The 25,249-nt window shown below is 67.5% G+C and carries 37 protein-coding genes; 3 read left to right on the forward strand and 34 right to left on the reverse strand.

From position 1 onward, the window contains the following. Window positions 1–199: 199 nt before the first annotated feature. The 3 genes from rpsI to CR470_RS06985 form a co-directional block, all read right to left on the reverse strand. Entirely contained in the window at window positions 200–727 is a 528-nt protein-coding gene (gene rpsI, locus CR470_RS06975) for a 30S ribosomal protein S9 (RefSeq protein ID WP_069754088.1), read from the reverse strand. A 43-nt stretch (window positions 728–770) separates the two neighbouring features. After that, window positions 771–1,214 carry a 50S ribosomal protein L13 gene (gene rplM / locus CR470_RS06980; protein ID WP_018960214.1) on the reverse strand — a complete coding sequence of 148 codons (444 nt, stop codon included), beginning with the start codon at window positions 1,212–1,214 and terminating at the stop codon, window positions 771–773. Window positions 1,215–1,661: 447 nt separating this feature from the next. Next, window positions 1,662–3,281 (reverse strand): ABC-F family ATP-binding cassette domain-containing protein, encoded by a 1,620-nt coding sequence (locus CR470_RS06985; protein ID WP_097866715.1) that lies wholly within the window; start codon window positions 3,279–3,281, stop codon window positions 1,662–1,664. Window positions 3,282–3,348: 67 nt separating this feature from the next. On the opposite strand from CR470_RS06985, the gene CR470_RS06990 reads away from it, so the two are divergent. Next, window positions 3,349–4,197 (forward strand): hypothetical protein, encoded by an 849-nt coding sequence (locus tag CR470_RS06990; RefSeq protein ID WP_097866716.1) that lies wholly within the window; start codon window positions 3,349–3,351, stop codon window positions 4,195–4,197. Between the two features lie 64 nt (window positions 4,198–4,261). Here the strand turns inward: CR470_RS06990 and truA are convergent, their stop codons facing one another. The 31 genes from truA to rpsJ form a co-directional block, all read right to left on the reverse strand. Next, window positions 4,262–5,116: a tRNA pseudouridine(38-40) synthase TruA gene (gene truA / locus CR470_RS06995; protein ID WP_097866717.1), complete on the reverse strand. Its 855-nt coding sequence runs from the start codon at window positions 5,114–5,116 to the stop codon at window positions 4,262–4,264. A gap of 93 nt (window positions 5,117–5,209) precedes the next feature. Continuing rightward, window positions 5,210–5,713 carry a 50S ribosomal protein L17 gene (gene rplQ / locus CR470_RS07000; protein WP_018960210.1) on the reverse strand — a complete coding sequence of 168 codons (504 nt, stop codon included), beginning with the start codon at window positions 5,711–5,713 and terminating at the stop codon, window positions 5,210–5,212. A 224-nt stretch (window positions 5,714–5,937) separates the two neighbouring features. Then, a complete protein-coding gene (locus tag CR470_RS07005; RefSeq protein WP_003966937.1) occupies window positions 5,938–6,960 on the reverse strand; it encodes a DNA-directed RNA polymerase subunit alpha in 1,023 nt (340 codons plus the stop codon). Between the two features lie 137 nt (window positions 6,961–7,097). Then, window positions 7,098–7,502: a 30S ribosomal protein S11 gene (rpsK, locus tag CR470_RS07010; protein ID WP_003956432.1), complete on the reverse strand. Its 405-nt coding sequence runs from the start codon at window positions 7,500–7,502 to the stop codon at window positions 7,098–7,100. 104 nt (window positions 7,503–7,606) lie between these two features. Then, window positions 7,607–7,987, reverse strand: a complete 381-nt coding sequence (rpsM, locus tag CR470_RS07015) for a 30S ribosomal protein S13 (RefSeq protein WP_007446719.1) — start codon at window positions 7,985–7,987, stop codon at window positions 7,607–7,609. A 194-nt stretch (window positions 7,988–8,181) separates the two neighbouring features. Beyond that, window positions 8,182–8,295, reverse strand: a complete 114-nt coding sequence (gene rpmJ, locus CR470_RS07020) for a 50S ribosomal protein L36 (protein WP_003956441.1) — start codon at window positions 8,293–8,295, stop codon at window positions 8,182–8,184. Window positions 8,296–8,354: 59 nt separating this feature from the next. Beyond that, a complete protein-coding gene (gene infA, locus CR470_RS07025; protein ID WP_003956442.1) occupies window positions 8,355–8,576 on the reverse strand; it encodes a translation initiation factor IF-1 in 222 nt (73 codons plus the stop codon). 173 nt (window positions 8,577–8,749) lie between these two features. Beyond that, complete coding sequence (gene map / locus CR470_RS07030) at window positions 8,750–9,586, reverse strand: type I methionyl aminopeptidase (RefSeq protein WP_097866718.1); 837 nt, start codon at window positions 9,584–9,586, stop codon at window positions 8,750–8,752. Window positions 9,587–9,718: 132 nt separating this feature from the next. Next, on the reverse strand, window positions 9,719–10,378 hold the full coding sequence (locus CR470_RS07035) for an adenylate kinase (RefSeq protein WP_097866719.1): 660 nt from the start codon (window positions 10,376–10,378) through the stop codon (window positions 9,719–9,721). After that, the gene (gene secY, locus CR470_RS07040) at window positions 10,378–11,691 is read right to left on the reverse strand and encodes a preprotein translocase subunit SecY (protein WP_007446723.1); all 1,314 of its coding nucleotides are present in this window, start codon (window positions 11,689–11,691) and stop codon (window positions 10,378–10,380) included. The genes CR470_RS07035 and secY overlap by 1 nt, the downstream gene beginning before the upstream one ends. Before the next feature lie 380 nt (window positions 11,692–12,071). Beyond that, complete coding sequence (rplO, locus tag CR470_RS07045) at window positions 12,072–12,527, reverse strand: 50S ribosomal protein L15 (RefSeq protein ID WP_003966942.1); 456 nt, start codon at window positions 12,525–12,527, stop codon at window positions 12,072–12,074. 1 nt (window position 12,528) lies between these two features. Next, window positions 12,529–12,711 carry a 50S ribosomal protein L30 gene (gene rpmD / locus CR470_RS07050; RefSeq protein WP_006126892.1) on the reverse strand — a complete coding sequence of 61 codons (183 nt, stop codon included), beginning with the start codon at window positions 12,709–12,711 and terminating at the stop codon, window positions 12,529–12,531. Beyond that, window positions 12,711–13,313, reverse strand: coding sequence for a 30S ribosomal protein S5 (gene rpsE, locus CR470_RS07055; RefSeq protein WP_097866720.1), 603 nt, complete (start codon window positions 13,311–13,313; stop codon window positions 12,711–12,713). Before rpsE ends, rpmD begins: the two co-directional genes overlap by 1 nt. Window positions 13,314–13,360: 47 nt before the next feature. Next, window positions 13,361–13,744 carry a 50S ribosomal protein L18 gene (rplR, locus tag CR470_RS07060; RefSeq protein WP_015610732.1) on the reverse strand — a complete coding sequence of 128 codons (384 nt, stop codon included), beginning with the start codon at window positions 13,742–13,744 and terminating at the stop codon, window positions 13,361–13,363. A gap of 2 nt (window positions 13,745–13,746) precedes the next feature. Then, a complete protein-coding gene (gene rplF, locus CR470_RS07065) occupies window positions 13,747–14,286 on the reverse strand; it encodes a 50S ribosomal protein L6 (protein ID WP_097866721.1) in 540 nt (179 codons plus the stop codon). 21 nt (window positions 14,287–14,307) lie between these two features. After that, window positions 14,308–14,706, reverse strand: coding sequence for a 30S ribosomal protein S8 (gene rpsH, locus CR470_RS07070; RefSeq protein WP_007446728.1), 399 nt, complete (start codon window positions 14,704–14,706; stop codon window positions 14,308–14,310). Between the two features lie 224 nt (window positions 14,707–14,930). After that, entirely contained in the window at window positions 14,931–15,116 is a 186-nt protein-coding gene (locus CR470_RS07080) for a type Z 30S ribosomal protein S14 (RefSeq protein WP_003948630.1), read from the reverse strand. Between the two features lie 2 nt (window positions 15,117–15,118). Further along, window positions 15,119–15,676, reverse strand: a complete 558-nt coding sequence (rplE, locus tag CR470_RS07085) for a 50S ribosomal protein L5 (RefSeq protein WP_003966948.1) — start codon at window positions 15,674–15,676, stop codon at window positions 15,119–15,121. Next, complete coding sequence (gene rplX / locus CR470_RS07090) at window positions 15,676–15,999, reverse strand: 50S ribosomal protein L24 (protein WP_018960205.1); 324 nt, start codon at window positions 15,997–15,999, stop codon at window positions 15,676–15,678. Before rplX ends, rplE begins: the two co-directional genes overlap by 1 nt. Window positions 16,000–16,001: 2 nt before the next feature. Next, window positions 16,002–16,370, reverse strand: a complete 369-nt coding sequence (gene rplN / locus CR470_RS07095) for a 50S ribosomal protein L14 (RefSeq protein ID WP_003966950.1) — start codon at window positions 16,368–16,370, stop codon at window positions 16,002–16,004. A 107-nt stretch (window positions 16,371–16,477) separates the two neighbouring features. Then, complete coding sequence (rpsQ, locus tag CR470_RS07100; protein ID WP_018960204.1) at window positions 16,478–16,762, reverse strand: 30S ribosomal protein S17; 285 nt, start codon at window positions 16,760–16,762, stop codon at window positions 16,478–16,480. Further along, window positions 16,762–16,986 (reverse strand): 50S ribosomal protein L29, encoded by a 225-nt coding sequence (gene rpmC, locus CR470_RS07105; RefSeq protein WP_003966952.1) that lies wholly within the window; start codon window positions 16,984–16,986, stop codon window positions 16,762–16,764. Before rpmC ends, rpsQ begins: the two co-directional genes overlap by 1 nt. Continuing rightward, window positions 16,986–17,405: a 50S ribosomal protein L16 gene (rplP, locus tag CR470_RS07110; RefSeq protein ID WP_003966953.1), complete on the reverse strand. Its 420-nt coding sequence runs from the start codon at window positions 17,403–17,405 to the stop codon at window positions 16,986–16,988. The genes rpmC and rplP overlap by 1 nt, the downstream gene beginning before the upstream one ends. A 5-nt stretch (window positions 17,406–17,410) precedes the next feature. Next, window positions 17,411–18,250, reverse strand: coding sequence for a 30S ribosomal protein S3 (rpsC, locus tag CR470_RS07115; protein ID WP_018510593.1), 840 nt, complete (start codon window positions 18,248–18,250; stop codon window positions 17,411–17,413). Beyond that, the gene (gene rplV / locus CR470_RS07120; protein WP_004571827.1) at window positions 18,250–18,597 is read right to left on the reverse strand and encodes a 50S ribosomal protein L22; all 348 of its coding nucleotides are present in this window, start codon (window positions 18,595–18,597) and stop codon (window positions 18,250–18,252) included. The genes rpsC and rplV overlap by 1 nt, the downstream gene beginning before the upstream one ends. Before the next feature lie 42 nt (window positions 18,598–18,639). After that, window positions 18,640–18,921: a 30S ribosomal protein S19 gene (gene rpsS / locus CR470_RS07125; RefSeq protein WP_003966956.1), complete on the reverse strand. Its 282-nt coding sequence runs from the start codon at window positions 18,919–18,921 to the stop codon at window positions 18,640–18,642. Window positions 18,922–18,933: 12 nt separating this feature from the next. Next, a complete protein-coding gene (rplB, locus tag CR470_RS07130; RefSeq protein WP_097866722.1) occupies window positions 18,934–19,770 on the reverse strand; it encodes a 50S ribosomal protein L2 in 837 nt (278 codons plus the stop codon). 39 nt (window positions 19,771–19,809) lie between these two features. Then, window positions 19,810–20,133 (reverse strand): 50S ribosomal protein L23, encoded by a 324-nt coding sequence (rplW, locus tag CR470_RS07135; RefSeq protein ID WP_007446738.1) that lies wholly within the window; start codon window positions 20,131–20,133, stop codon window positions 19,810–19,812. After that, window positions 20,133–20,783: a 50S ribosomal protein L4 gene (gene rplD / locus CR470_RS07140; protein ID WP_003966959.1), complete on the reverse strand. Its 651-nt coding sequence runs from the start codon at window positions 20,781–20,783 to the stop codon at window positions 20,133–20,135. Before rplD ends, rplW begins: the two co-directional genes overlap by 1 nt. Window positions 20,784–20,787: 4 nt before the next feature. After that, on the reverse strand, window positions 20,788–21,432 hold the full coding sequence (gene rplC / locus CR470_RS07145; protein WP_003966960.1) for a 50S ribosomal protein L3: 645 nt from the start codon (window positions 21,430–21,432) through the stop codon (window positions 20,788–20,790). 14 nt (window positions 21,433–21,446) lie between these two features. Beyond that, window positions 21,447–21,755, reverse strand: a complete 309-nt coding sequence (gene rpsJ / locus CR470_RS07150) for a 30S ribosomal protein S10 (protein WP_003948644.1) — start codon at window positions 21,753–21,755, stop codon at window positions 21,447–21,449. Between the two features lie 1,019 nt (window positions 21,756–22,774). Here rpsJ and CR470_RS07155 point away from each other — a divergent pair. Next, complete coding sequence (locus CR470_RS07155; RefSeq protein WP_097866727.1) at window positions 22,775–24,172, forward strand: LAETG motif-containing sortase-dependent surface protein; 1,398 nt, start codon at window positions 22,775–22,777, stop codon at window positions 24,170–24,172. A 338-nt stretch (window positions 24,173–24,510) separates the two neighbouring features. Further along, on the forward strand, window positions 24,511–25,236 hold the full coding sequence (locus CR470_RS07160) for a S1 family peptidase (protein ID WP_097866723.1): 726 nt from the start codon (window positions 24,511–24,513) through the stop codon (window positions 25,234–25,236). Window positions 25,237–25,249: the final 13 nt, after the last annotated feature.

Here is a 25,249-nt window from a genome sequence, read left to right on the forward strand (position 1 = left end):
AAGAAAAAACGCAAAAAGGCACGTCGTGCGGCATGGCGCGACCGACCTGCCGGATGCGCGACGGCGCCCACCGGGCCACGATCCCATCCGGGCCGATGAACGTCTTATGCCGTTATACGCCCGCGAGGGCTGATAAACGAACGCCCCAGCAGCACAGAGTGTGCCGCCGGGGCGAACGTGACAGTCGAGCAGGCGAGATTTAGCGCTTGCTGTACTGCGGGGCCTTACGGGCCTTCTTGAGACCGGCCTTCTTGCGCTCGACCGCACGGTCGTCGCGGGAGAGGAAGCCGTTCTTCTTCAGGATGGCGCGGTTGTTGTCCACGTCCGCCTCGTTCAGCGAGCGGGCCACACCGAGGCGCAGGGCACCGGCCTGACCGGAGACACCGCCACCCGAGATGCGGGCCACGACGTCGTAGCGACCGTCGAGCTCGAGAACCTTGAAGGGCTCGTTGACTTCCTGCTGGTGCACCTTGTTGGGGAAGTAGTCCTCAAGGGTGCGACCGTTGATCTTCCACTTGCCGGTGCCCGGGATGATCCGGACGCGGGCGATGGCGTTCTTGCGACGGCCAAGGCCGGCCGCGGGCTGCGGGTCGCCGAAGCGGCCCGCGAGCGACTCGGAGGTGTACTCACCCTCGACGGGGACCTCGGACTCGAAGGTGGTCACCTCGGCGAAGGTCTCCTCGCCCTCGGTGCCCTCGACGGGGGTCTCAACAGTGGTCTCGGCCACGATTCTCCTCAGATCTTTCTGTATGTCTTAGGGGTGGCCGGAACTACTGCGCGACCTGGGTGATCTCGAACGGGACCGGCTGCTGAGCAGCGTGCGGGTGCTGGTCGCCCGCGTAGACCTTGAGCTTCGAGAGCATCTGACGGCCCAGGGTGTTCTTGGGGATCATGCCCTTGATGGCCTTCTCGACGGCCTTCTCGGGGTTCTTCGAGAGCAGCTCGTCGTAACGCACCGAACGGAGACCGCCCGGGAAGCCCGAGTGGCGGTACGCCATCTTCTGGGTCTTCTTGTTGCCGGACAGGTGAACCTTGTCGGCGTTGATGATGATGACGAAGTCGCCCATGTCCATGTGGGGGGCGTAGATCGCCTTGTGCTTGCCTCGGAGGAGGTTCGCAGCCGTGGTGGCCAGACGTCCCAGGACGATGTCCTGAGCGTCAATGATGTGCCACTGGCGCGTGACATCGCCGGGCTTGGGGCTGTACGTACGCACTTCGCAGCCTTCGCTTCTTCAGTGGATGGGATCCAGACACACGGCACCTCTGAAGCGATATGCAGCTGGGGCTCACAGTGCCGGGGACGCTGCCCGTATGCGAGCCACTGGTAACTGCTCCAGGGAACCTACGTAAGGCCCTTCGCGTGAGAACGACGAAGCCAATACGTATAACAAACCGGAAGCCTACCGGGGAGCCCCCGCGCGGGTCAAAACGACCCTGCCGGACCAGCCCCGCCACACCTCCCCGGAGCCCCGCCGGCGCTTGAGCGACCGTTCCGGCCCCGCCGCACACCCCAGCCCCGCCGGCGCTTGAGGCGACCGTTCCAGCCCCGCCGGCGTTTGAGGCGCGGGGGCCCGGGGGCAGCGCCCCCGCGACGACGCCGCACGGCACCCCGTACCCGCACCCGCCCCCCGCTCACCCCACCCCGCCGCCGACCGCCAAGGTCACCGCACCCGCTCCACCCTCCGCTCGTCCCACACCGGCTCCGTCGTCTCCCGGACGACCCCGTCCGAGCCGAAGACCAGATACCGGTCGAAGGACTTCGCGAACCACCGGTCGTGCGTGACGGCCATCACCGTCCCGTCGTACACCTCAAGACCGTCCTGCAACGCCTCCGCAGACTCCAGGTCCAGGTTGTCCGTGGGCTCGTCCAGCAGCAGCGCCGTGGTGCCGGCCAGCTCCAGGAGCAGGATCTGGAACCGCGCCTGCTGCCCGCCGGACAGCTTCTCGAACGGCTGGTCCCCCTGCCGCTCCAGTTCGTAGCGCCGCAGCACCGACATCGCCCCGCCCCGGTCCTTGGCGTGCTCGGACCAGAGGATCTCCACCAGCGTCCTGCCGAGCAGCTCCGGATGCGCGTGGGTCTGGGCGAAGTGCCCGGGCACGACCCGCGCCCCGAGCTTCCACTCCCCCGTGTGCGCCACCGGCTCCCCCGCCAGCAGCCGCAGGAAGTGCGACTTGCCCGACCCGTTGGAGCCGAGGACCGCGACCCGCTCCCCGTAGTAGATCTCCAGGTCGAACGGCTTCATCAACCCGGTCAGCTCCAGGTTCTTGCAGGTCACCGCCCGCACCCCGGTCCGCCCGCCGCGCAGCCGCATCCTGATGTCCTGCTCGCGCGGCGGCTCCGGCGGCGGGCCCGCCTCCTCGAACTTCTTGAAGCGGGTCTGCATCGCGTGGTAGCGGTTCGCCATGTCGGGGCTGTTCGCCGCCTGCTGCCGCATCCGCAGGACGAGCGCCTTCAGCCGGGCGTGCTCCTCCTGCCAGCGCCGCAGCAGCTCCTCGAACCGGGCGAAGCGCTCCTTGCGCGCGTCGTGGTAGGTGGCGAAGCCGCCGCCGTGCACCCATACGTCGCTGCCCGCCGGGCTCGGCTCGACGCTGACGATCTTCTCGGCGGCCCGGGACAGCAGCTCCCGGTCGTGGGAGACGAAGAGGACCGTCTTACGGGTCTCCTTCAGCTTCCCCTCCAGCCACCGCTTGCCCGGCACGTCCAGATAGTTGTCCGGCTCGTCCAGCAGCAGGACCTCGTCGGGCCCGCGCAGCAGCGCCTCCAGCACCAGCCGCTTCTGCTCGCCGCCGCTGAGCGTGCGGACCTCGCGCCACTGCGCCTTCTCGTACGGGACGCCCAGCGCGGCCATGGTGCACATGTCCCAGACCGTCTCGGCCTCGTAGCCGCGCGCCTCCGCCCAGTCGCTCAGCGCCTGCGCGTACGCCATCTGCGCGGCCTCGTCGTCGACCGTGAGGATCTTCTCCTCGGCCGCGTCGACCGCCTTCGCCGCCTCCCGGATACGCGGCTGCGCCACGGACACCAGGAGGTCCCGCACCGTCCGCTCGTCCCGCACCGAGCCCACGAACTGCGGCATCACGCCGAGCCCGCCGCTCACCGACACCGAGCCGCCGTGCGGCTGGAGCTCACCGGCGAGCAGCCGCAGCAAGGTCGTCTTGCCCGCCCCGTTCGCCCCGACGAGCGCGACGACGGCCCCGTCGGCCACCCGGAACGAGGCGTCGCCGAGCAGCACCCGCCCGTCCGGTAGGTAGTACTCCAGGTGGCCTGCTTCGAGATGTCCCATACAGAGCATTGTCACGGTCCGCGAACTGTTGTCCCAACCGGTTTACGTCTCCCTCTAAACTGCGCGCATGAGCTTTGGGCAAGGGGGGGCCTCCTGGGGGCCCGGGGGCGACGGGACTCCGGACTGGGCTGCGCTGGCGGAGGAATCCGCGGCGCGTGCCCGCCGGAAGAAGCTGATGATGATCGGCGGTGGCGCTCTGGCCACCGTGGCGATCGGCGCGATCGTGACCACGGCCGTGGTCACGTCGAACGGCGGCACGGGCACGGCGGACAAGAACGCGAGCCAACTGCCCGCACCCGCCGAACTCCCCGAGGACACCTCCGCGCCCGCGCCCTCGTTCTCCTCGGTCGCACCGCCGCCCCCGCCGGACCCCAAGGACTACATCTCCAGCGCCAAGAAGGACAAGGCGCCGATCACCGCCGACGGGTTCTTCCCCGGCAAGAAGCTCACCATGGGCGACCGCGTCCACCTCAAGGGCGCGACGAGCGACACCGCCAAGTGCGCGACGGGCACCCAGGGCGCCCTCGGCACGGTCCTCACGAACAACGGCTGCGAGCAGCTCGTCCGGGCCACCTACCGCAAGGACGGGGTGGCCGTCACCGTCGGCATCGCGGTCTTCGAGACGGAGGCCCGCGCGAAGAAGGCCGTCGACCAGAGCTCGGGCGGCCTCGCCTCCCTCGGCGGCGGCGGCGTCGACACCTTCTGCCGGGGCGGCACGGTCTGCCTGCGCACCGCCAACTCCTACGGCCGGTACGCCTACTTCACCGTCGGCGGCTTCCTGAACGGCAAGCGGGTCACCACCGCCGACAAGGGCGTCTACGCGGTCAACAAGGACCTGACGAACTTCACCTTCCGCCAGATCCACCGCCGGGGCCAGCTCCAGGCCTCCGAGGCCGCCGCCGACCCCAACGGCTGACGGAACGACACCCTCGGCACCGGACCCCCGGCCGGGCGACCGGGAGTTCCCGCCGGAGTGACGTTCAGCAGCAGCCCGCACCCGGCAACGTCCGTACGTTCCGCGCCTCCACGGCACGGGCCGCCAGCAACGCGTCCGCCGGATACGCCACTTCCTCCAGCGTCAGCCCGTGCGGGCGCACCACGTGCACCCCGGGGTCGCGCACCTTCGCGGCGAGCACCTCGGCGGGCCAGCCGGCCGGCCGCCGCCCGTCGCCGACGAACAGCGCCGCCCCGATCAGCGCCCGCACCATGTTGTGGCAGAACGCGTCCGCCTGCACGGTCGCCGTGAGGACCCCGGAGCCGGGGTCCCGTACCCAGCTGAACTGCTGGAGCGTCCGGATGGTCGTCGCGCCCTCGCGCTTCTTGCAGTACGCGGCGAAGTCGTGCTCCCCCACCATCGGCGCGGCCGCCTCGTTCATCGCGTCCACGTCCAACGGCCGGTCGTGCCACAGCACATGACCCCGGGTCAGCGGATCGACGCCGCCGGGCCGGTCCCCCACCCGGTACGCGTACCGCCGCCACAGCGCGGAGAACCGGGCGTTGAACCCGGCGGGTGCGGGAGCCGCGCGCCAGATCCGTACGTCCAGAGGCAGCCGGCCGGCCAACCTCCGCAGCAGCTTCTCCTCGTGCTCGACCCAGACCGCCTCCGGCAGGTCCACATGGGCAACCTGGCCGCGCGCGTGCACCCCGGCGTCCGTCCGGCCGGCCACCGTCAGGTCGTACGTCACAGCGGAGCGGGTCACGGTCCTCAGCGCGTCCTCGATCTCGCCCTGCACCGTGCGCCGGCTGGTCTGCTTCGCCCAGCCGGAGAAGTCCTTGCCGTCGTAGGACAGGTCCAGCCGCACCCGTACGAAACCGGGCTCCGCCTCGTCGCTCACCGCGTCATCCTCTCAACTGCCCTGGTCAGCAGAGCGGGCCCGCACCGCCCCGAAGGGTGATGCGGGCCCGTCCCGTGGTCCGTCTCAGAACGCTCAGGCGTCCTTGGACTCCGCGTCGTCGGCCGGCTTGGCGTCCTCGACGGACTCGGCCGCGGGGGCCTCGTCCTTCTTGAGGGCGTCTTCCTTGACCGCACGCTTCGTCGCGGCCTCGGCCTCACCGGTGGCCTGCTGGGCCACGGTCAGCGCCTCGACCAGCTCGATGACCGCCATCGGGGCGTTGTCGCCACGACGGTTGCCGATCTTGGTGATACGGGTGTAACCACCGGGGCGGTTCTCGTATCGGGGAGCGATCTCGGTGAAGAGCGTGTGGACGATGCTCTTGTCCGTGATCGTCTGGAGCACCAGGCGACGGTTGTGGATGTCGCCCTTCTTCGCCTTGGTGACGAGGCGCTCGGCGACCGGACGCAGGCGACGGGCCTTGGCCTCGGTCGTCGTGATGCGGCCGTGCTCGAACAGCGACTTCGCCAGGTTGGCGAGGAGCAGACGCTCGTGCGCGGCGCTGCCGCCCAGACGGGCACCCTTTGCGGGACGCGGCATGGTGATTCTCCTTGTGTGCTGCACCGGCCGTATCAGGTACCGGTGTCAGTTCCCGCGAGGCGGACGCCTCCCGGAAGTCATACGTGCCGATCGGACCCGGCCTTCCAGCCCGTCCGGCGTTCGCCGGACATCAGCCGAAATCAAGCCCGTCCGGCGATTGAGGACAGAGCCTCGGCCCCGGCCCGGGGGCACCCTCAATACCGGGCACCCCCCGCCGGAGGTGATCAGTACTGCTCGGTCTCCACGAAACCGGCGTCCGCGTCGTCGTCGGCGCCGAAGGCGTCGGCGGCGGCGGTCGGGTCGAAGCCGGGAGGCGAGTCCTTGAGCGCGAGGCCCATACCGGCCAGCTTCGCCTTGACCTCGTCGATCGACTTGGCGCCGAAGTTGCGGATGTCGAGCAGGTCCGCCTCGGAACGGGCCACGAGCTCACCCACGGAGTGGATGCCCTCGCGCTTGAGGCAGTTGTACGACCGAACGGTGAGCTCCAGCTCCTCGATCGGCAGGGCGAGATCGGCGGCGAGCGCGGCGTCCGTCGGGGACGGGCCCATGTCGATGCCCTCGGCGTCGATGTTGAGCTCGCGCGCCAGACCGAACAGCTCGACCAGGGTCTTACCGGCCGACGCCATGGCGTCACGGGGACGCATGGCCTGCTTGGTCTCGACGTCGACGATCAGCTTGTCGAAGTCGGTGCGCTGCTCGACACGGGTCGCCTCGACCTTGTACGTGACCTTGAGCACCGGCGAGTAGATCGAGTCGACCGGGATCCGGCCGATCTCCTGGCCGACCTGCTTGTTCTGGACGGCGGAGACGTAGCCGCGACCGCGCTCGACGGTCAGCTCCATCTCCAGCTTGCCCTTGCCGTTGAGCGTGGCGAGAACGAGGTCGGGGTTGTGCACCTCGACACCGGCCGGGGGCGCGATGTCGGCGGCGGTGACCAGACCCGGGCCCTGCTTGCGCAGGTACATCACGACGGGCTCGTCGTGCTCCGAGGAGACGACCAGCTGCTTGATGTTGAGGATGAGGTCGGTCACGTCCTCCTTGACGCCCGGCACGGTGGTGAACTCGTGCAGGACCCCGTCGATCCGGATGCTGGTGACAGCGGCACCGGGGATCGAGGAGAGGAGGGTGCGGCGGAGGGAGTTGCCGAGGGTGTAACCGAAGCCCGGCTCCAGCGGCTCGATCACGAACCGGGAGCGGAACTCGTCGACGACCTCTTCGGTCAGCGACGGACGCTGAGCGATAAGCATGTGGTGATCCTTCAGTCGTGGGCACCCACTATTTGATGCCCGACAGATGTAACAAGGGTACGGGCGGTACGCCCCGTAAGAGGCATACCGCCCGGACCTGACGCTACTGACGCACGGCCGTCACCGGCCGTGACGGCTCAGACGCGGCGACGCTTCGGCGGACGGCAGCCGTTGTGCGGCGTCGGGGTGACGTCCTGGATCGAACCGACCTCGAGGCCCGTGGCCTGGAGGGAGCGGATCGCGGTCTCACGGCCGGAGCCGGGACCCTTGACGAAGACATCGACCTTGCGCATGCCGTGCTCCTGCGCGCGACGGGCGGCCGACTCGGCGGCCATCTGCGCGGCGAAGGGGGTGGACTTGCGCGAGCCCTTGAAGCCGACGTGGCCGGCGGAGGCCCAGGAGATCACGTTGCCCGAGGGGTCCGTGATCGAGACGATGGTGTTGTTGAACGTGCTCTTGATGTGCGCGTGGCCGTGAGCGACGTTCTTCTTTTCCTTGCGACGCACCTTCTTGGCTGCGCCCTGACGACCCTTGGGGGGCATGTCTTTACTCCAGATGGAGAGGGGAGGTGATCGGTCCTACAGCGAAGACCGCTGGTTGCTGCGGGTCCCGGAGAACCGGAGGTCCGCAGTGCGTCCGCTGAGGACTACTTCTTGCCCGGCTTCTTCTTACCGGCGATGGCGCGACGCGGGCCCTTGCGGGTACGCGCGTTCGTGCTGGTGCGCTGACCGTGGACCGGCAGACCACGGCGGTGACGAATGCCCTGGTAGCAGCCGATCTCGATCTTGCGGCGGATGTCGCCCTGGACCTCGCGGCGGAGGTCACCCTCGGTGCGGAGGTTGGCGTCCACGTACTCGCGGATCTTGACGAGGTCTTCCTCGGCAAGGTCGCGGACGCGGGCGTCCGGGTTCACGCCGGTCGAGGCGAGGATCTCCTTGGACCGGGTGCGCCCGATACCGAAGACGTAGGTGAGGGCAACCTCCACGCGCTTTTCGCGCGGGATGTCAACACCTGAAACGCGTGCCATTCAATGGCTCCAGTTGTTAGATCGGGGGTCTTCCGCAGTGCCACTCCCGACCGCCGACCGCTCACGAGGAGCGATGGTACGTCCGGGTCCCCGGCCCCCGCCGGAGGTGTCGTCAGCCGTGGCTTGGACGGGCTCTGCGTATGTACGAATTACGTGCGTCGCGCGAAGAACTGCGAGATGCAGGCGGTCGTGCGTCAGCCCTGGCGCTGCTTGTGGCGCAGGTTGTCGCAGATGACCATGACCCGACCGTGACGGCGGATCACCTTGCACTTGTCGCAGATCTTCTTGACGCTCGGCTTGACCTTCATGGGATGTCAGGTTCTCCGGGTCAGTGCCATCACCCGCCGAAACGAGGTGCCGGCAAGATCTACTTGTAGCGGTAGACGATCCGGCCACGCGTCAGGTCGTACGGAGAGAGCTCCACCACGACCCGGTCATCCGGGAGGATGCGGATGTAGTGCATCCGCATCTTGCCGCTGATGTGCGCCAGGACCTTGTGACCGTTCTGGAGCTCCACCTTGAACATTGCGTTCGGGAGGGACTCGATCACGGTGCCCTCAATCTCGATGGCACCTTGCTTCTTGGCCACGCTTCGCCTTTCGAATCGGCTACCTTGATCGGCTCTTGGTTGTCGGTGTGCTGATATGCGGGCACACTGATGCACGAGAGCCGACGAGTCAGTCTACGTCAGCGGACTCCAAAAGACGAATCCGTCAAGTTTGCCCAGCCGGGGTGATCCTTAGACCTCCCCGAGGGGTCGCATCACCCGAGAGGGTCGGGAGCCGCTTCCACGCCGTACTCCGCGAGCTTCGCCCTGCCGCAGTCCGGGGCGGTCAGGACCAGCGGGCCCTGCTCGGTCAGCGCGATGGAGTGCTCCCAGTGCGAGGACCAGGTGCCGTCCGTCGTGATGACCGTCCAGTCGTCGCTCAGGGTCTCCGTCCGCGCCGTGCCGAGCGAGACCATGGGCTCGATCGCCAGGCAGACGCCCGGGACCAGCTTGATGCCCTTGCCGCGCTTGCGGGAGACGTAGTTCAGCAGGTGCGGGTCCATGTGCATCTCGGTGCCGATGCCGTGGCCGCCGAAGTCCTCGATGATCCCGTACTTGCCGGTCGCCGGGCGGGGCTGGCGGCGGATGTAGGACTCGATCGCCCTGGAGACGTCGACGAGGCGGTTGTTCACCTTCATCGCGGCGATCCCGGCCCACATGGACTCCTCGGTCACCCGGGAAAGCTCGACCAGCTCCGGAGCGTGACCGGTGCCCACGAAGGCCGTGTACGCCGCGTCGCCGTGCCAGCCGTCGACGATCGCGCCGGCGTCGATCGAGATGATGTCGCCGTCCTTCAGGACCGTCTTCTCGTCCGGGATGCCGTGGACGACGACCTCGTTGACCGAGGTGCAGATGGTCGCGGGGAACCCGCCGTAGCCGAGGAAGTTCGACTTCGCGCCGTGGTCGGCGATCACCTTGCGGGCGACCTGGTCCAGGTCGTGCGTGGTGGCCCCGGGAACGGCGGCCTCACGGGTGGCGGCGTGCATGGCAGCGACCACCAGGCCCGCCTCGCGCATCTTCGCGATCTGCTCGGGGGTCTTGATCTGCACCATTGCTCGGCGCCTCTCTGCATCGACGGTGACGGGTACGGCTCGACGTGTTCAACGATACGGGGGCAAGCAGTCGGCCGCGGCGCCCTGGGGCGCCGCGGCCGGCTTGCACTACGGGTGGTGCGGGGGTGACGCTCAGCCCTCGTCGGAGGCCCTCAGCGCCTCCATGGCGCGGGCGGTCACGTCCGCGACCTTGCCCAGCGCGGAGATGGTCACCACGAGGCCCTGGGCCCGGTAGTAGTCGATGATCGGCTCGGTCTGCGTGTGGTAGACCTCCAGCCGGGTACGGACCGTCTCCTCGCTGTCGTCGTCCCGCTGGTACAGCTCGCCGCCGCAGGCGTCGCAGACGCCCTCGGCCTTCGGCGGGTTGTACGTCAGGTGGAAGACGTGCGCGCTGTTGTTGCGGCAGACGCGGCGACCCGCGATCCGCTTCACGACCTCGTCCTCGGGGACCTCCAGGTCGAGGACCGCGTCGAGCTTCACGTCCTCGTCCTTGAGCATCACGTCAAGGGCTTCGGCCTGGCCGACATTCCGCGGGAAGCCGTCCAGCAGGAAGCCGCCCACGGCGTCCGACTGGGCCATGCGGTCCTTGGCCATCCCGATGGTGACCTCGTCCGGCACCAGCTGACCCGCGTCCATGTAGGCACGGGCCTGCTTGCCAAGGTCGGTGCCCTGGCTGATGTTGGCGCGGAAGAGGTCGCCCGTGGCGATGTGCGGAATCGAGAGGTTTTGAGCAAGGTACGCAGCCTGCGTTCCCTTGCCGGCACCCGGAGGCCCGACGAGGACGATTCGCATCAGCGGAGGAACCCTTCGTAATTGCGCTGCTGGAGCTGACTCTCGATCTGCTTCACGGTTTCCAGACCCACACCCACGATGATGAGGATGCTCGTCCCGCCGAACGGGAAGTTCGCGTTCGCACCGCCGAAGCCCGCCAACGCCATCGTCGGCACAAGAGCGATCAGGGCCAGGTACAGCGAGCCTGGCCAAGTGATCCGGTTGAGCACGTAGCTCAGGTATTCGGCAGTAGGACGACCTGCGCGGATACCCGGAATGAAGCCACCATACTTCTTCATGTTGTCGGCGACCTCGTCGGGGTTGAACGAGATGGCCACATAGAAGAAGGCGAAGAAGACGATCAGCAGGAAGTACGCCACCATGTAGTACGGCTCGTTCTGCCCGACGAAGTTGTCCGTGATCCAGGTCGCCCAGCCGGCCTGCGAGTTCGAGAACTGGACGATCAGCGCGGGAATGTAGAGCAGCGACGAGGCGAAGATGACCGGGATCACACCCGCCTGGTTCACCTTCAGCGGGATGTACGTGGACGTACCGCCGTAGGACCTGCGTCCGATCATGCGCTTCGCGTACTGCACCGGGATCCGGCGCTGGGCCTGCTCGACGAAGACGACGAGGCCGACCATCACGAAGCCGATGAGGATGACCGTGCCGAACTCGATCCAGCCGTCGGCCAGCTTGCCGCTCTCCTTGATGGCCCACAGGGCGCCGGGGAACGTGGCGGCGATCGAGATGAACATCAGGATCGACATGCCGTTGCCGATGCCGCGGTCGGTGATCAGCTCACCGAGCCACATGACGGCGGCCGTACCGGCGGTCATCGTGAGGACCATGATGATCGTGGTGAAGACCGATTTGTCCGCGACGATCTGGCTGCCCACGGAACAGTTCTGGAAGAGCGCACCGCTGCGTGCGGTGGCTACCAGGCCGGTGCCCTGGAGGACGGCGAGCGCGACCGTCAGATAACGCGTGTACTGCGTGATCTTCGCCGTGCCGGACTGCCCCTCCTTCTTCAGGGCTTCCAGCCGTGGAATCACCACGGTCAGCAGCTGGAGAATGATGCTCGCCGTGATGTACGGCATGATGCCGAGCGCGAAGATGGTGATCTGCAACAGGGCGCCACCGCTGAACATCTGCATCAGACCGAGGAGACCACCCGAGTCGGCCTGGTCGATGCACTGCTGCACCTTCGTGTAGTCGACGCCGGGGGCCGGGACGTGAGCCCCGAGCCGATAGATCACGATGATGCCGAGCGTGAAGAGCAGCTTCTTGCGCAGGTCGGGCGTCTTGAACGCTCGGGCGAACGCGGTGAACACGGTGCCTCCTGCGACCCCCGCGCTATGCGTCAGAGGCGACGGGTCTGGATGGGACTGGATGGGATCGGATACAAGGCAGCCCTACATCGTAAGGAGGCCACAAAAGATTAACGGCGCCACCCTACCCGGCCGGGGACTGAGCGGGAAACACGCACCGCACACCGGTGCACGGCACGCCTCCCGGCCCGCGCCGCGAAAGACCGGCCAAGCCACACCATTTGGGACGTGAACGCCCCTCCGCTCCCCCACCGCCGGTGCGGTGGACACCCGTTCAACCTTTCCCGAGCCTTTACGGTTCCCGTACAGCGGCACAAACACAGAAAAGCCTGGCCGGCCACCTCCGAAGAGGCGGCCGGCCAGGCCCAGTTCTGTCCCGCGGCTCAGACGAGCTCGGTGACCGTACCGCCGGCGGCGGTGATCTTCTCCTTGGCGGAGCCGGAGACGGCGTCAACCGAAACCTGCAGCGCCACGGAGATCTCGCCCTGTCCGAGGACCTTGACGAGGTGGTTGTTGCGCACAGCGCCCTTGGCGACCAGGTCGGCCACCGTGACCTCTCCACCCTCGGGGTAGAGCGTCGCGAGCTTGTCCAGGTTCACGACCTGGTACTCCGTGCGGAACGGGTTCTTGAAGCCCTTGAGCTTCGGGAGACGCATGTGGAGGGGCATCTGCCCACCCTCGAAGCGCTCCGGAACCTGGTAACGAGCCTTCGTACCCTTGGTACCACGGCCTGCGGTCTTACCCTTGGACGCCTCACCACGACCCACACGGGTCTTGGCGGTCTTGGCGCCCGGGGCAGGCCGGAGGTTGTGGGCCTTCAGCGGGCTGTTCTCCGCCATGTCAGTCAACCTCCTCAACCGTCACGAGGTGGCGGACGGTCTGCACCATTCCGCGGAACTCGGGGCGGTCCTCCTTGACAACCGAGTCGTTCAGGCGCTTGAGCCCGAGCGAACGCAGGGTGTCGCGGTGGTTCTGCTTGCTGCCGATGTACGACTTCGTCTGCGTGATCTTGAGGCGAGCCATTACGCACCCGCTCCCGCACGTGCACGAAGCAGAGCCGCGGGGGCGACGTCCTCGAGGGGCAGACCGCGGCGGGCCGCGATCTCCTCGGGACGCTGCAGGCCCTGCAGGGCCGCCACGGTCGCGTGCACGATGTTGATCGCGTTGGACGAGCCAAGCGACTTCGACAGGATGTCGTGAACGCCGGCGCACTCGAGCACGGCACGCACCGGGCCACCGGCGATAACGCCGGTACCGGGGGAAGCCGGCTTGAGCAGGACGACGCCCGCAGCCTTCTCGCCCGTGATCGGGTGAGGGATGGTGCCCTGGATGCGCGGGACCTTGAAGAAGCTCTTCTTGGCCTCTTCGACGCCCTTGGCGATGGCCGCGGGAACTTCCTTGGCCTTGCCGTATCCGACACCGACGGTGCCGTCACCATCGCCCACCACGACCAGCGCGGTGAAGCTGAAGCGACGACCACCCTTCACAACCTTGGCGACACGGTTGATCGCGACGACACGCTCGACGTACGCGGTCTTCTCGGCGGCAGCGCCACCGTCACGGCCCTTCCGGTCCCGCCGCTCGCCGCCACCGGCACCGCTTCCGCGGCGCTGGGGTCCAGCCATTGGAATTACCTCTCTCTGTTACGGACGCTGTGCGTAGGAACCGGGGCTTAGAACTTCAGTCCGGCTTCACGGGCGGCGTCAGCCAGAGCGGCAATCCGCCCGGCGTACTGGTTACCACCGCGGTCAAACACGACGGCCTCGACGCCTGCGGCCTTGGCACGCTCGGCGACCAGGGCGCCGACCTGCTGGGCCTGGGCGCTCTTGTCACCCTCGCCACCACGGATCGAGGTGTCCAGGGTCGACGCCGACGCGAGCGTGTGGCCCGCGATGTCGTCGATGACCTGGGCCACGATGTGGCGGTTGGAACGCGTCACGACCAAGCGAGGACGCTCCGGCGAACCGGAGATGTGCTTGCGGACGCGGATGTGGCGGCGCTTGAGGGCGGCACGCTTGTACGCGTCGCCCTTGGCGATCTTCACACCGTATGCCATGGCTACTTACCAGCCTTTCCGACCTTGCGGCGGATGACCTCGCCCGCGTACTTGACGCCCTTGGCCTTGTACGGGTCGGGCTTCCGCAGCTTGCGGATGTTGGCGGCTACCTCGCCGACCTTCTGCTTGTCGATGCCCTCGACGCTGAGCTTCGTGGGCGACTCGACCTTGAAGGTGATGCCTTCCGGAGCCTCGATGAGGATCGGGTGGCTGTAGCCCAGGGCGAACTCCAGGTTGGAGCCCTTCGCCTGGACGCGGTAACCGACACCGCTGATCTCGAGCGCCTTGCTGTAACCCGTGGTCACGCCGGTGATCATGTTCGCCACCAGCGTGCGGGACAGGCCGTGGAGGGCCTTGTTCTGACGCTCGTCGTTCGGGCGGGAGACGCTGAGCACGCCGTCCTCACCCTTGGAGACCTCGATCGGCGCGGCAACGGTGTGCGTGAGGGAACCCTTGGGGCCCTTCACGGCGACCGTACGGCCATCGATGGTGACGTCCACACCGGCGGGAACCTGGATGGGGAGCTTGCCGATTCGCGACATGAGCTTTCCTTCCTTTCCCGACTACCAGACGTAGGCGAGGACTTCCCCACCTACGCCCTTCTTGCCTGCCTGCTGGCCGGTCAGGAGGCCGTGGGACGTGGAGATGATCGCCACGCCCAGACCGCCGAGGACCTTCGGCAGGTTGGTGGACTTTGCGTATACACGCAGACCCGGCTTCGAAATCCGCTTGATGCCGGCGATCGAGCGCTCGCGGTTCGGGCCGAACTTCAGCTCGAGGACGAGGTTCTTGCCGACCTCGGCGTCCTCGACCTTCCAGCCGGTGATGAAGCCCTCCTGCTGGAGGATCTCCGCGATGTGCGACTTGATCTTGCTGTGCGGCATCGAGACATCGTCGTGATATGCCGAGTTCGCGTTACGCAGACGCGTGAGCATGTCTGCGATGGGATCAGTCATGGTCATGAGTTGGCCTTCGGCCTCTCTCGCCGGGGTTTCCTGTATGCGCCATCCCTCTCCCCACTCAGTGGCGGGACGGGTGCGGTGCGGGGACCTACGGCGTAGTAAGTCGGTCTTGGGCGGCAGGCGCCCAACCCTTCAAGCCTACGGCATGAAAGGACGGGCTCCTGCCGACCCAGATGCTTACCGAGAGTCTCCGGAACTTCCCTGTGCCCGAGGGCAGAGGGGAGTTACCAGGAGCTCTTGGTCACGCCCGGCAGCTCGCCACGGTGAGCCATCTCACGAAGGCACACGCGGCACAGGCCGAACTTGCGGTAGACGGAGTGGGGCCGGCCGCAGCGCTGGCAGCGGGTGTACCCGCGCACGCCGAACTTCGGCTTACGGGCGGCCTTAGCGATCAGAGCCTTCTTCGCCACGGTCAGTTCTCCTTGAACGGGAAGCCGAGGTGACGAAGGAGGGCACGACCCTCGTCGTCGTTGGTCGCCGTGGTGACCACGGTGATGTCCATGCCCCGGACCCGGTCGATCTTGTCCTGGTCGATCTCGTGGAACATGACCTGCTCCGTGAGACCGAAGGTGTAGTTGCCACGGCCGTCGAACTGCTTCGGCGACAGGCCACGGAAGTCACGGATACGCGGAAGCGCGAGCGACAGCGTACGGTCCAGGAACTCCCACATCCGGTCACCACGGAGGGTGACGTGGCAGCCGATCGGCTGGCCCTCGCGCAGCTTGAACTGCGCGATGGACTTGCGGGCCTTCGTGACGGCCGGCTTCTGGCCGGTGATCGTGGTGAGGTCCTTGACGGCACCGTCGATCAGCTTGGAGTCGCGGGCGGCGTCGCCCACACCCATGTTGACCACGATCTTGACCAGACCGGGAACCTGCATGACGTTCTCGTAGGAGAACTCCTCACGCAGCTTGCCGGCGATTTCCTCGCGGTAGCGCGTCTTGAGACGCGGCGCAGTGGTGGCAGTCATCAGATGTCCTCACCGGTCCGCTTGGCAACGCGGATCTTGTTGCCCTCGTCGTCAAAGCGGTAGCCGACGCGGGTGACAACCTTGTTGCCGTCCTTCTCCACGACCAGCTGCACGTTGCTGATGTGGATCGGGGCCTCGGTGGTGACAATGCCACCCGTCTGCGAACCGCGAGCCGTCTGACCGGCCTTGGTGTGCTTCTTGACCCGGTTGACACCCTCGACGAGGACGCGGTCCTGCGTGGGATAGGCCACGATGACCTTGCCCTGCTTGCCCTTGTCCTTACCGGTGATGACCTGAACCAGGTCGCCCTTCTTGATCTTCATGCTTACAGCACCTCCGGCGCGAGCGAGATGATCTTCATGAACTTCTTCTCGCGCAGCTCCCGGCCCACCGGGCCGAAGATGCGGGTGCCGCGGGGGTCGCCGTCGTTCTTCAGAATGACGGCGGCGTTCTCGTCGAAGCGGATGTACGAGCCATCCTGACGACGACGCTCCTTGACGGTGCGAACGATGACGGCCTTGACGACGTCACCCTTCTTCACGTTGCCACCGGGGATCGCGTCCTTGACGGTGGCGACGATGACGTCACCGATACCCGCGTAGCGGCGACCCGAGCCACCGAGAACACGAATGGTGAGAATTTCCTTCGCACCCGTGTTGTCGGCGACGCGCAGTCGCGACTCCTGCTGGATCACGTCTATCTCCTGATCGTCTGCCGGTTCCCGGCGGGTGCCTCTCCGTTACCGGGGAGGCACCCCACCGAGCCTGGCGGAACTGACCTGAGGGGAGAATCCCTCAGGAATTACTTGGCCTTCTCGAGGATCTCGACGATGCGCCAGCGCTTCGAGGCGGACAGCGGACGCGTCTCCATGATGATGACGCGGTCGCCGACGCCGGCACTGTTCTGCTCGTCGTGGGCCTTGAGCTTGTTCGTACGGCGGATGACCTTGCCGTACAGCGCGTGCTTGACGCGGTCCTCGACAGCGACGACGACGGTCTTGTCCATCTTGTCGCTGACGACCAGACCCTCACGGGTCTTGCGGAAACCGCGGTCGGTGTTGGTCTCAGTCACAGTCTTCTCGCTCATCAGGCGCTCTCCACCGTCTCGATGCCCAGCTCGCGCTCACGCATCAGGGTGTAGATCCGGGCGATGTCCTTACGGACGGACTTGAGCCGACCGTGGTTCTCGAGCTGGCCCGTCGCCGCCTGGAAGCGGAGGTTGAACAGCTCTTCCTTGGCTTCGCGGAGCTTGTTGAGGAGCTCCTCGTCGCCCAGCTCGCGCAGCTCGGACGCCTTGGTACCGGCCGACATCACGACTCACCTGCCTCGCGCCGAACGATCCGGCACTTCATCGGAAGCTTGTGAGCAGCGCGGGTGAGCGCCTCACGAGCAATCTTCTCGTTCGGGTAGGACAGCTCGAACATCACCCGACCCGGCTTGACGTTCGCGATCCACCACTCGGGAGAACCCTTACCGGAACCCATGCGGGTCTCGGCAGGCTTCTTCGTGAGGGGACGGTCCGGGTAGATGTTGATCCAGACCTTGCCGCCACGCTTGATGTGACGGGTCATCGCGATACGAGCGGACTCGATCTGACGGTTCGTCACGTACGCCGGGGTCAGCGCCTGGATGCCGTACTCGCCGAACGCAACCTGCGTGCCACCCTTGGACATACCGCTGCGCTTCGGGTGGTGCTGCTTGCGGTGCTTGACCCTACGGGGGATCAGCATTTCGGTCAGGCCTCCGTTCCGGTGCTCTCAGCCGCCGGAGCAGCGGCGGCGGGGGCGTCGGCCTTGGGGGCCTCGGCTGCCGGCGACTGCTGCGGCTTACGACCGCGACCGCCACGCTCGCCACCACGGCCGCCACCACGGCCGGCCGGGCGGTCGGTGCCGCCACGAGCCGGACGGTTGCCGGCGCGGGCCGCGGCGTTCTCGGCGCGAACCTCGGCGATGTTCTTGACGTCGCCCTTGTAGATCCAGACCTTCACGCCGATGCGGCCGAAGGTCGTCTTGGCCTCGAAGAAGCCGTAGTCCACGTTCGCGCGGAGGGTGTGCAGGGGCACACGGCCCTCGCGGTAGAACTCCGAGCGGGACATCTCGGCGCCGCCGAGGCGACCGCCGCACTGGATCTTGATGCCCTTGGCGCCGGCCTTCATCGAGCTCTGCATGCTCTTACGCATGGCACGACGGAAGGAGACGCGGGAGGAGAGCTGCTCGGCGACGGCCTGGGCCACCAGCTGAGCGTCCACCTCGGGGTTCTTGACCTCGAGGATATTCAGCTGGACCTGCTTGCCGGTCAGCTTCTCCAGCTCGCCGCGGATGCGATCGGCCTCGGCGCCGCGGCGACCGATGACGATGCCCGGACGGGCGGTGTGGATGTCAACGCGGACGCGGTCGCGGGTGCGCTCGATCTCGACCTTCGAGATGCCGGCCCGCTCCATGCCCTTCGTCATCATGCGACGAATGGCGACGTCTTCCTTGACGTAGTCCTTGTACAGCTTGTCGGCGTACCAGCGGGACTTGAAGTCCGTGGTGATGCCGAGCCGGAACCCGTGCGGGTTTACCTTCTGGCCCATTACCGGGTTCCTTCCTTGCTGCTGACGACCACGGTGATGTGGCTGGTCCGCTTACGGATCCGGTAGGCACGGCCCTGAGCACGCGGACGGAACCGCTTCAGGGTCGGGCCCTCGTCCACGTACGCCTCGCTGATGACCAGCGAAGAGGCGTCGGTGTGGTCGTAGTTGTGTGCAGCGTTGGCGATGGCGCTGTCCAGCACCTTGCCAACCGGCACGCTCGCGGCCTGCGGGGCGAAACGCAGGACCGCCTGAGCCTCCGTGGCATCCATGCCACGGATGAGGTCCACCACTCGGCGGGCCTTCATGGGCGTGACGCGGATGTACCGCGCCTGGGCCCTGGCTTCCATGGTTGTCCCTTCGGTGTAAGTCATAGTCGTTTCCACCCCGCGCTAGCGGCGCTTCGACTTCCGGTCGTCCTTGACGTGGCCGCGGAAGGTGCGAGTCGGCGAGAACTCGCCGAGCTTGTGGCCGACCATCGACTCGGTGACGAACACCGGGACGTGGATCTTGCCGTTGTGCACCGCGATGGTGTGACCCAGCATGGCCGGGACGATCATCGAGCGACGGGACCAGGTCTTGATGACGTTCTTGGTGCCTGCCTCGTTCTGTACGTCCACCTTCTTGATGAGGTGGCCGTCGACGAAGGGCCCCTTCTTGAGACTGCGCGGCATCTAAACCCGCTCCTAGCGCTTCTTGTTCGTCTTGCGGCGGCGGACGATGTACTTGTTGCTCGCCTTCTTGGGAGAACGAGTACGACCCTCCTTCTGACCCCACGGCGAGACCGGGTGACGACCACCGGAGGTCTTGCCTTCACCACCACCGTGCGGGTGGTCAACCGGGTTCATCGCGACACCGCGGACGGTCGGGCGAACGCCCTTCCAGCGCATGCGGCCGGCCTTGCCCCAGTTGATGTTCGACTGCTCGGCGTTGCCGACCTCACCGATCGTCGCGCGGCAGCGCGCGTCGACCAGGCGGATCTCACCCGACGGCATACGAAGGTGGGCCATGGTGCCCTCCTTCGCCAGCAGCTGCACGGAGGCACCCGCGGAACGGGCGAACTTCGCGCCGCCGCCGGGCCGCAGCTCGATGGCGTGGATGGTCGTACCGACCGGGATGTTGCGCAGCGCCAGGTTGTTGCCCGGCTTGATGTCGGCGCCCGGACCGTTCTCGACACGGTCGCCCTGCGCCAGACCACGGGGAGCGACGATGTAACGCTTCTCGCCGTCCGCGTAGTGCAGCAGCGCGATGCGCGCGGTGCGGTTCGGGTCGTACTCGATGTGCGCGACCTTGGCCGGCACGCCGTCCTTGTCGTGACGACGGAAGTCGATCACGCGGTAGGCGCGCTTGTGGCCACCACCCTGGTGGCGAACGGTCACACGACCGGCGTTGTTACGGCCGCCCTTGCTGTGCAGAGGGCGGACCAGCGACTTCTCCGGCGTGGACCGCGTGATCTCGACAAAGTCGGCGACGCTGGAGCCACGACGGCCCGGGGTCGTCGGCTTGTACTTGCGGATACCCATTTCTCAGTCCTCGTCCGATTCCGGACGACTCGACCTCACTTAAGAGGTCGGGCCGCCGAAGATGTCGATACGGTCGCCCTCGGCGAGGGTCACGATGGCGCGCTTCGTGTCGGAGCGCTTGCCGAAGCCGGTCTTGGTGCGCTTGCGCTTGCCCTGCCGGTTGATCGTGTTGACCCCGGTGACCTTGACCGAGAAGACCGCTTCCACGGCCTGCTTGATCTGGGTCTTGTTGGAGCCGGGCGCGACGATGAACGTGTACTTGTTCTCGTCGAGCAGCGCGTAGCTCTTCTCGGAGACCACGGGCTTGACGAGAACGTCACGCGGGTCCGAGTACGTCTTGCTGGTTACGGTCGCCTCGCTCATCAGGCGTCGCTCCCTTCGGTCTCAGCGGTCTGGGGGCCAGACACGAAGGACTCGAAAGCGGCCTGGGTGAAGACCACGTCGTCAGAGACGATCACGTCGTACGTGTTGAGCTGGCCCGGCTCCAGGATGTGCACCTGGGGCAGGTTGCGCGCGGACAGCCACGCGGCCTCGTCGGCGCGGTCGACGACCAGGAGCAGGTTCTGGCGCTCCGAGATCTTGCCGAGCAGCGTCTTGGCGGCCTTCGTGGAGGCGGCACCCTCGACCACGCCGGTGACGACGTGGATACGGGAGTGACGGGCCCGGTCCGAGAGGGCACCGCGCAGGGCGGCGGCCTTCATCTTCTTCGGGGTCCGCTGCGAGTAGTCACGCGGCTGCGGGCCGTGAACGACGCCACCACCGGCGAACTGCGGGGCGCGGGTCGAACCCTGACGGGCGCGGCCGGTGCCCTTCTGGCGGTAAGGCTTCTTGCCACCACCGCGGACTTCGCCGCGGCGCTTGGTCTTGTGCGTGCCCTGACGGGCAGCCGCCAGCTGAGCGACAACGACCTGGTGGATCAGCGGAACGCTGGTCTTCGCGTCGAAGATCTCCGCGGGGAGGTCGACGGTACCGGCCTTGTCGCCTGCCGGCGAAAGGATGTCAATGGTGCTCATTACCTCAAGCCCCCTTGGCCGCGGTACGGACCAGGACGAGGCCGCCGTTCGGACCGGGGACCGCGCCCTTGATGAGGAGCAGACCCTTCTCCGCGTCAACCGCGTGGATGGTCAGGTTCTGGGTGGTGACGCGCTCGTTACCCATACGGCCCGCCATGCGCATGCCCTTGAAGACACGCCCAGGGGTGGCGCAGCCACCGATGGAACCGGGGGAACGGTGCTTGCGCTGGGTGCCGTGCCCGGCGCCGAGGCCCTTGAAGTTGTGACGCTTCATGACACCGGCGAAGCCCTTGCCCTTGCTCTTGCCCGTGACGTCGACCTTGACGCCGGACTCGAACACCTCGGCAGTGACCTCCTGGCCCAGCGTGTACTCGCTGGCGTCAGGGGTGCGGAGCTCCACCAGGTGGCGGCGCGGGGTGACGTCGGCCTTGGCGAAGTGACCCTTGAGGGGCTTGTTCACCTTGCGCGGGTCGATCTCGCCGAAGGCGATCTGCACCGCTTCGTAGCCGTCGCTGTCGTTCGTACGGACCTGCGTCACGACGCACGGACCGGCCTTGACGACGGTCACCGGGACAACCCGGTTGTTCTCGTCCCAGACCTGGGTCATGCCGAGCTTCTCGCCCAGGACGCCCTTGATGTTCTTGCTCATCTCGGCCCGTCCCCTCAGAGCTTGATCTCGATGTCGACGCCCGCCGGCAGGTCGAGGCGCATCAGCGAGTCAACCGTCTTCGGCGTGGGGTCGAGAATGTCGATGAGGCGCTTGTGCGTGCGCATCTCGAAGTGCTCGCGAGAGTCCTTGTACTTGTGCGGCGACTTGATGACGCAGTACACGTTCTTCTCAGTGGGCAGCGGCACCGGGCCCGCGACCGACGCACCAGTGCGGGTCACCGTCTCGACGATCTTCTTCGCCGAGGAGTCGATGACCTCGTGGTCGTAGGCCTTGAGCCGGATGCGGATCTTCTGTCCCGCCATGGCTACTAGTAGTCCTGTCTCTCGTAACGCTCTGGAACCCGGGGGTTCTCTGGACTCCTCCTCCGACCCACGCGGTCGGGCGTGTCGCATCCCCTCTACGAAAATCTCCCGAAGAAGATCCCAACCAAGGGGGTGCGGACCCTGAGACCGCGGAACCGGGGGCGGAACACCCACCGGGTGCCTGGCCGGCGCCCTGCGTTGCTTCCCGAAAGATTCCCGTACGTCCGGCCCTGGGGGCCGACGAGTACTGTGGGACTCGCTTCCGGTCCTCCCGGCGGGAGGCGCGCAGCATTGACACTCAACCGAGCAACCTGGTCAGTGTGCCATACGGGGCGCGGGCCTGGCCAATCGAGTCGGGAATCCTACCCCGAGCGAGCGAGTGCTCAAACGCGGGCGCGGATCCGGCGGGGCCGCAGGGCGCGCACCGTGCCCGGTACGCGTGCGTGAGGGCGCGTGCACGCGGGGGCGCGAGGCGTACGCGCGCGAGCGGAGCGGGGGCCGGGGCGTTTCCCCGGTCGCGGGCAGGGGCGGCGCGGCGGCGGGCGGCTCGCGGATCACGCCCCTCCCGGTACGTGCCCGGTGACGGCCGGACCGAGGTCAGCGGGGATTCCACTTGGCGCCCGGGCACACCAGGCGTACCGCTTCGGTCCTCCCCGGGCGCACCGGAAGCGCAACTCCCGTGGGAGGTCGTGCTGTTCTACGGACAGCCCCTCGCACGGGCAGCCCCGGGCCCGCCTCCGGCCGCCCCTTCCCGCGGCACCACGGCGTCGGCCTCAGTAACGATTCCGATTCGGAACACTCAAATGATGTCCACGAGGAACAACGGGCAACTTCCGCTTCATAGGATCTGCCCGTGCTCGCAGGGCACTTGAGACTGATTTCGCGGCTCTCCCACCACATACCTCGTGTGGCGCGCGCGTTTGTCGCGCCCTTGAGGACGAGCCGCGCCGGAGGGGACTTCTGTGTTTTCAGCCTTTTCATCCTCAGCCGCGCCCGGGCGGAGAAACACCGGTCGCCGGATAGCCGCAGTGGCCGCCACGGTCGGTCTGCTGACCCTGGGCTCGCTGGCCGGGGCCGGCAGCGCGGCGGCCGACGGGGACGACACCCATCACCAGGGAGGTGCGGCCGCCACTCTGAACGGGTTGAAGACGTTCGACTCGGCCCGCATCGACCTGGGTAACGGCAAGTCAAAGGACATCTCCGCAGGGCTGTTCGAGATGACCGTCGACGGCGGCGGCCAGCTGCAGACGTACTGCATCGACATCCACAACCCGACCCAGAACAAGGCCAAGTACCTCGAAACTCCCTGGGGTCAGACGTCGCTCGGCACCAACAAGGACGCCGGCAAGATTCTCTGGATCCTCAAGAACTCGTACCCGCAGGCCGGTGACCTCGCGTCGCTCGCCCAGAAGGCGGGCGCCGGAGAGCTGTCGCCCAAGACGGCTGCCGCCGGCACGCAGGTCGCCATCTGGCGCATCTCGGACGGGGCGAAGGTCGAGGCGAAGAACGAGCAGGCCGAGAAGCTCGCGGACTGGCTGGAGGCCCAGGCTCAGAACCTTCAGGAGCCGAAGACCTCGCTGACGCTGGACCCGAACGTGGTGTCCGGCAAGTCGGGCAGCAAGCTCGGCCCGGTGACCGTGCACACCGACGCCGGTCAGGTGTCCGTGGCCGCCAACGCCGACGCCGCGGCGGCCGGCGTCAAGGTGACCGACAAGGACGGTCAGCCCGTCACCTCGGCCGTCAACGGCACCGAGCTGTACTTCGACGTGCCCGCGGGCACCGCCGACGGCACGGCCTCGCTCACGACCAAGGCGACCACACAGGTTCCGGTCGGCCGGGCGTTCGCTAGCCCGAGCAAGAGCCAGACCCAGATCCTGGCCGGCTCCACCGAGTCCACGATCACCGCGGACGCGACCGCGAACTGGGCCACGAAGGGCGCCATCCCCGCGGTCACCGCGGAGAAGAACTGCGACAAGAACGGCGTCGACGTCACGGCGTCCAACGAGGGCGACACGCCCTTCACCTTCAAGCTGGCCGGCGCCGAGCACACGGTCGGTGCGGGCGAGTCCAAGACCGTGACCGTCCCGGTCGGCGAGGACGAGGCCTACGACATCACCGTGACCGGCCCCAACGGCTTCTCAGAGCGTTTCCAGGGAGTCCTGGACTGCGAGACCCAGGGCACGCCCGCCCCGGGCACGAGCGGTGGCGGGGAGACCCCGTCCACCAGCCCGAGCCCCAGCGAGGACGGCGGCACGACCGGCGACACCACGACCGGCGACACGACCGGCGGCGGTGACCTCGCGGCGACCGGCGGTTCCAGCGCCACTCCGGTGATCGCCGGCATCGCGGTGGCCCTCGTGGCCGCGGGCGGCGCGGCCGTGTTCATCCTGCGCAAGAGGAAGACCGCAGGTAACTGACCTGTAGGTAGGTGAGGGAGGGGCCCGGCACGCGGCATGCGTGCCGGGCCCCTCCGCGTTCGGGCCCCTCCGCGTCCGGGTGCGGCCCGGAGGACCCGTCGGCCCGGACGAACCGCCGGTCCGCCGGAGCGCGCGGGACACCTCGCCGTACGGTCCCGGGGGCCCGTCGCCGTGGGTGTGGCGTCCGTAGAGACGGACGCGTTCGGCCCAACTGCCGCCCCATAACGCCGCGTTATGGCCAAACGTTAGTACCCCGGCCTCGTCGCGCTCCGGCACCCTGTTGCCCACCATCCCCCACGGACACGCATACCCCAGTGTGTCGCGCGAAACGAGGAATCATGCGTATATCCAGGCTCGTGCCCGCTGCCGCCGCCGCAGCGGCCTGCGTCCTCGCCCTCTTCGCACCGTCCGCCTCGGCCGCCCCCGAGGCCCCGCTCCAGGACGCCCCGCCCCCGACCACCCAGATCATCGGCGGCGGCTACGCGCAGAACGCGCCCTGGGCGGCCCGCCTCTTCTCGAACGGCAGAGAGACCTGTTCGGCGACGATCATCGCGCCGACCTGGATCCTCACCGCGAAGCACTGCGTCACCGGTGGCGGCCTCTCGTTCCGTATCGGCAGCCTGGACCAGCACAGCGGCGGCACGGTGGCCAACGGCGTCCAGACCTACACCCACAGCTCGGACCTGGCGCTCGTCCGGCTGGACCGCTCGGTCCAGGCCACCTACTCCCGCCTCGGCCAGCCCGGCACGGTCCGCGTCGGACAGAACGTGCAGGTCTGGGGCTGGGGCGCCACCTCCCAGTGCGGCTCCGAGGCCAACTGCCAGTCCCGCTACCTGAAGGTCGCCGATGTGACGGTGACCCACGGCTGCGGTGACGCGTACGGCGGCTCGGCGATCTGCGCCCGCCGGGGCAACGGCATCACCGCCGGCGGCGACTCGGGCGGCCCGATGACGTTGAACGGCATCCAGGTCGGCGTCGCCTCCACCAGCGACCGCCAGACGACGACCGCGTACACGAACGTCACCGCGTACCGGTCCTGGATCCAGTCGGTCGCGGGCGTCTGACCGGCCCCACCGC

The organism is Streptomyces sp. rh34 (assembly GCF_002551245.1).
In the GTDB taxonomy this organism is placed as follows: Bacteria; Actinomycetota; Actinomycetes; order Streptomycetales; family Streptomycetaceae; genus Streptomyces.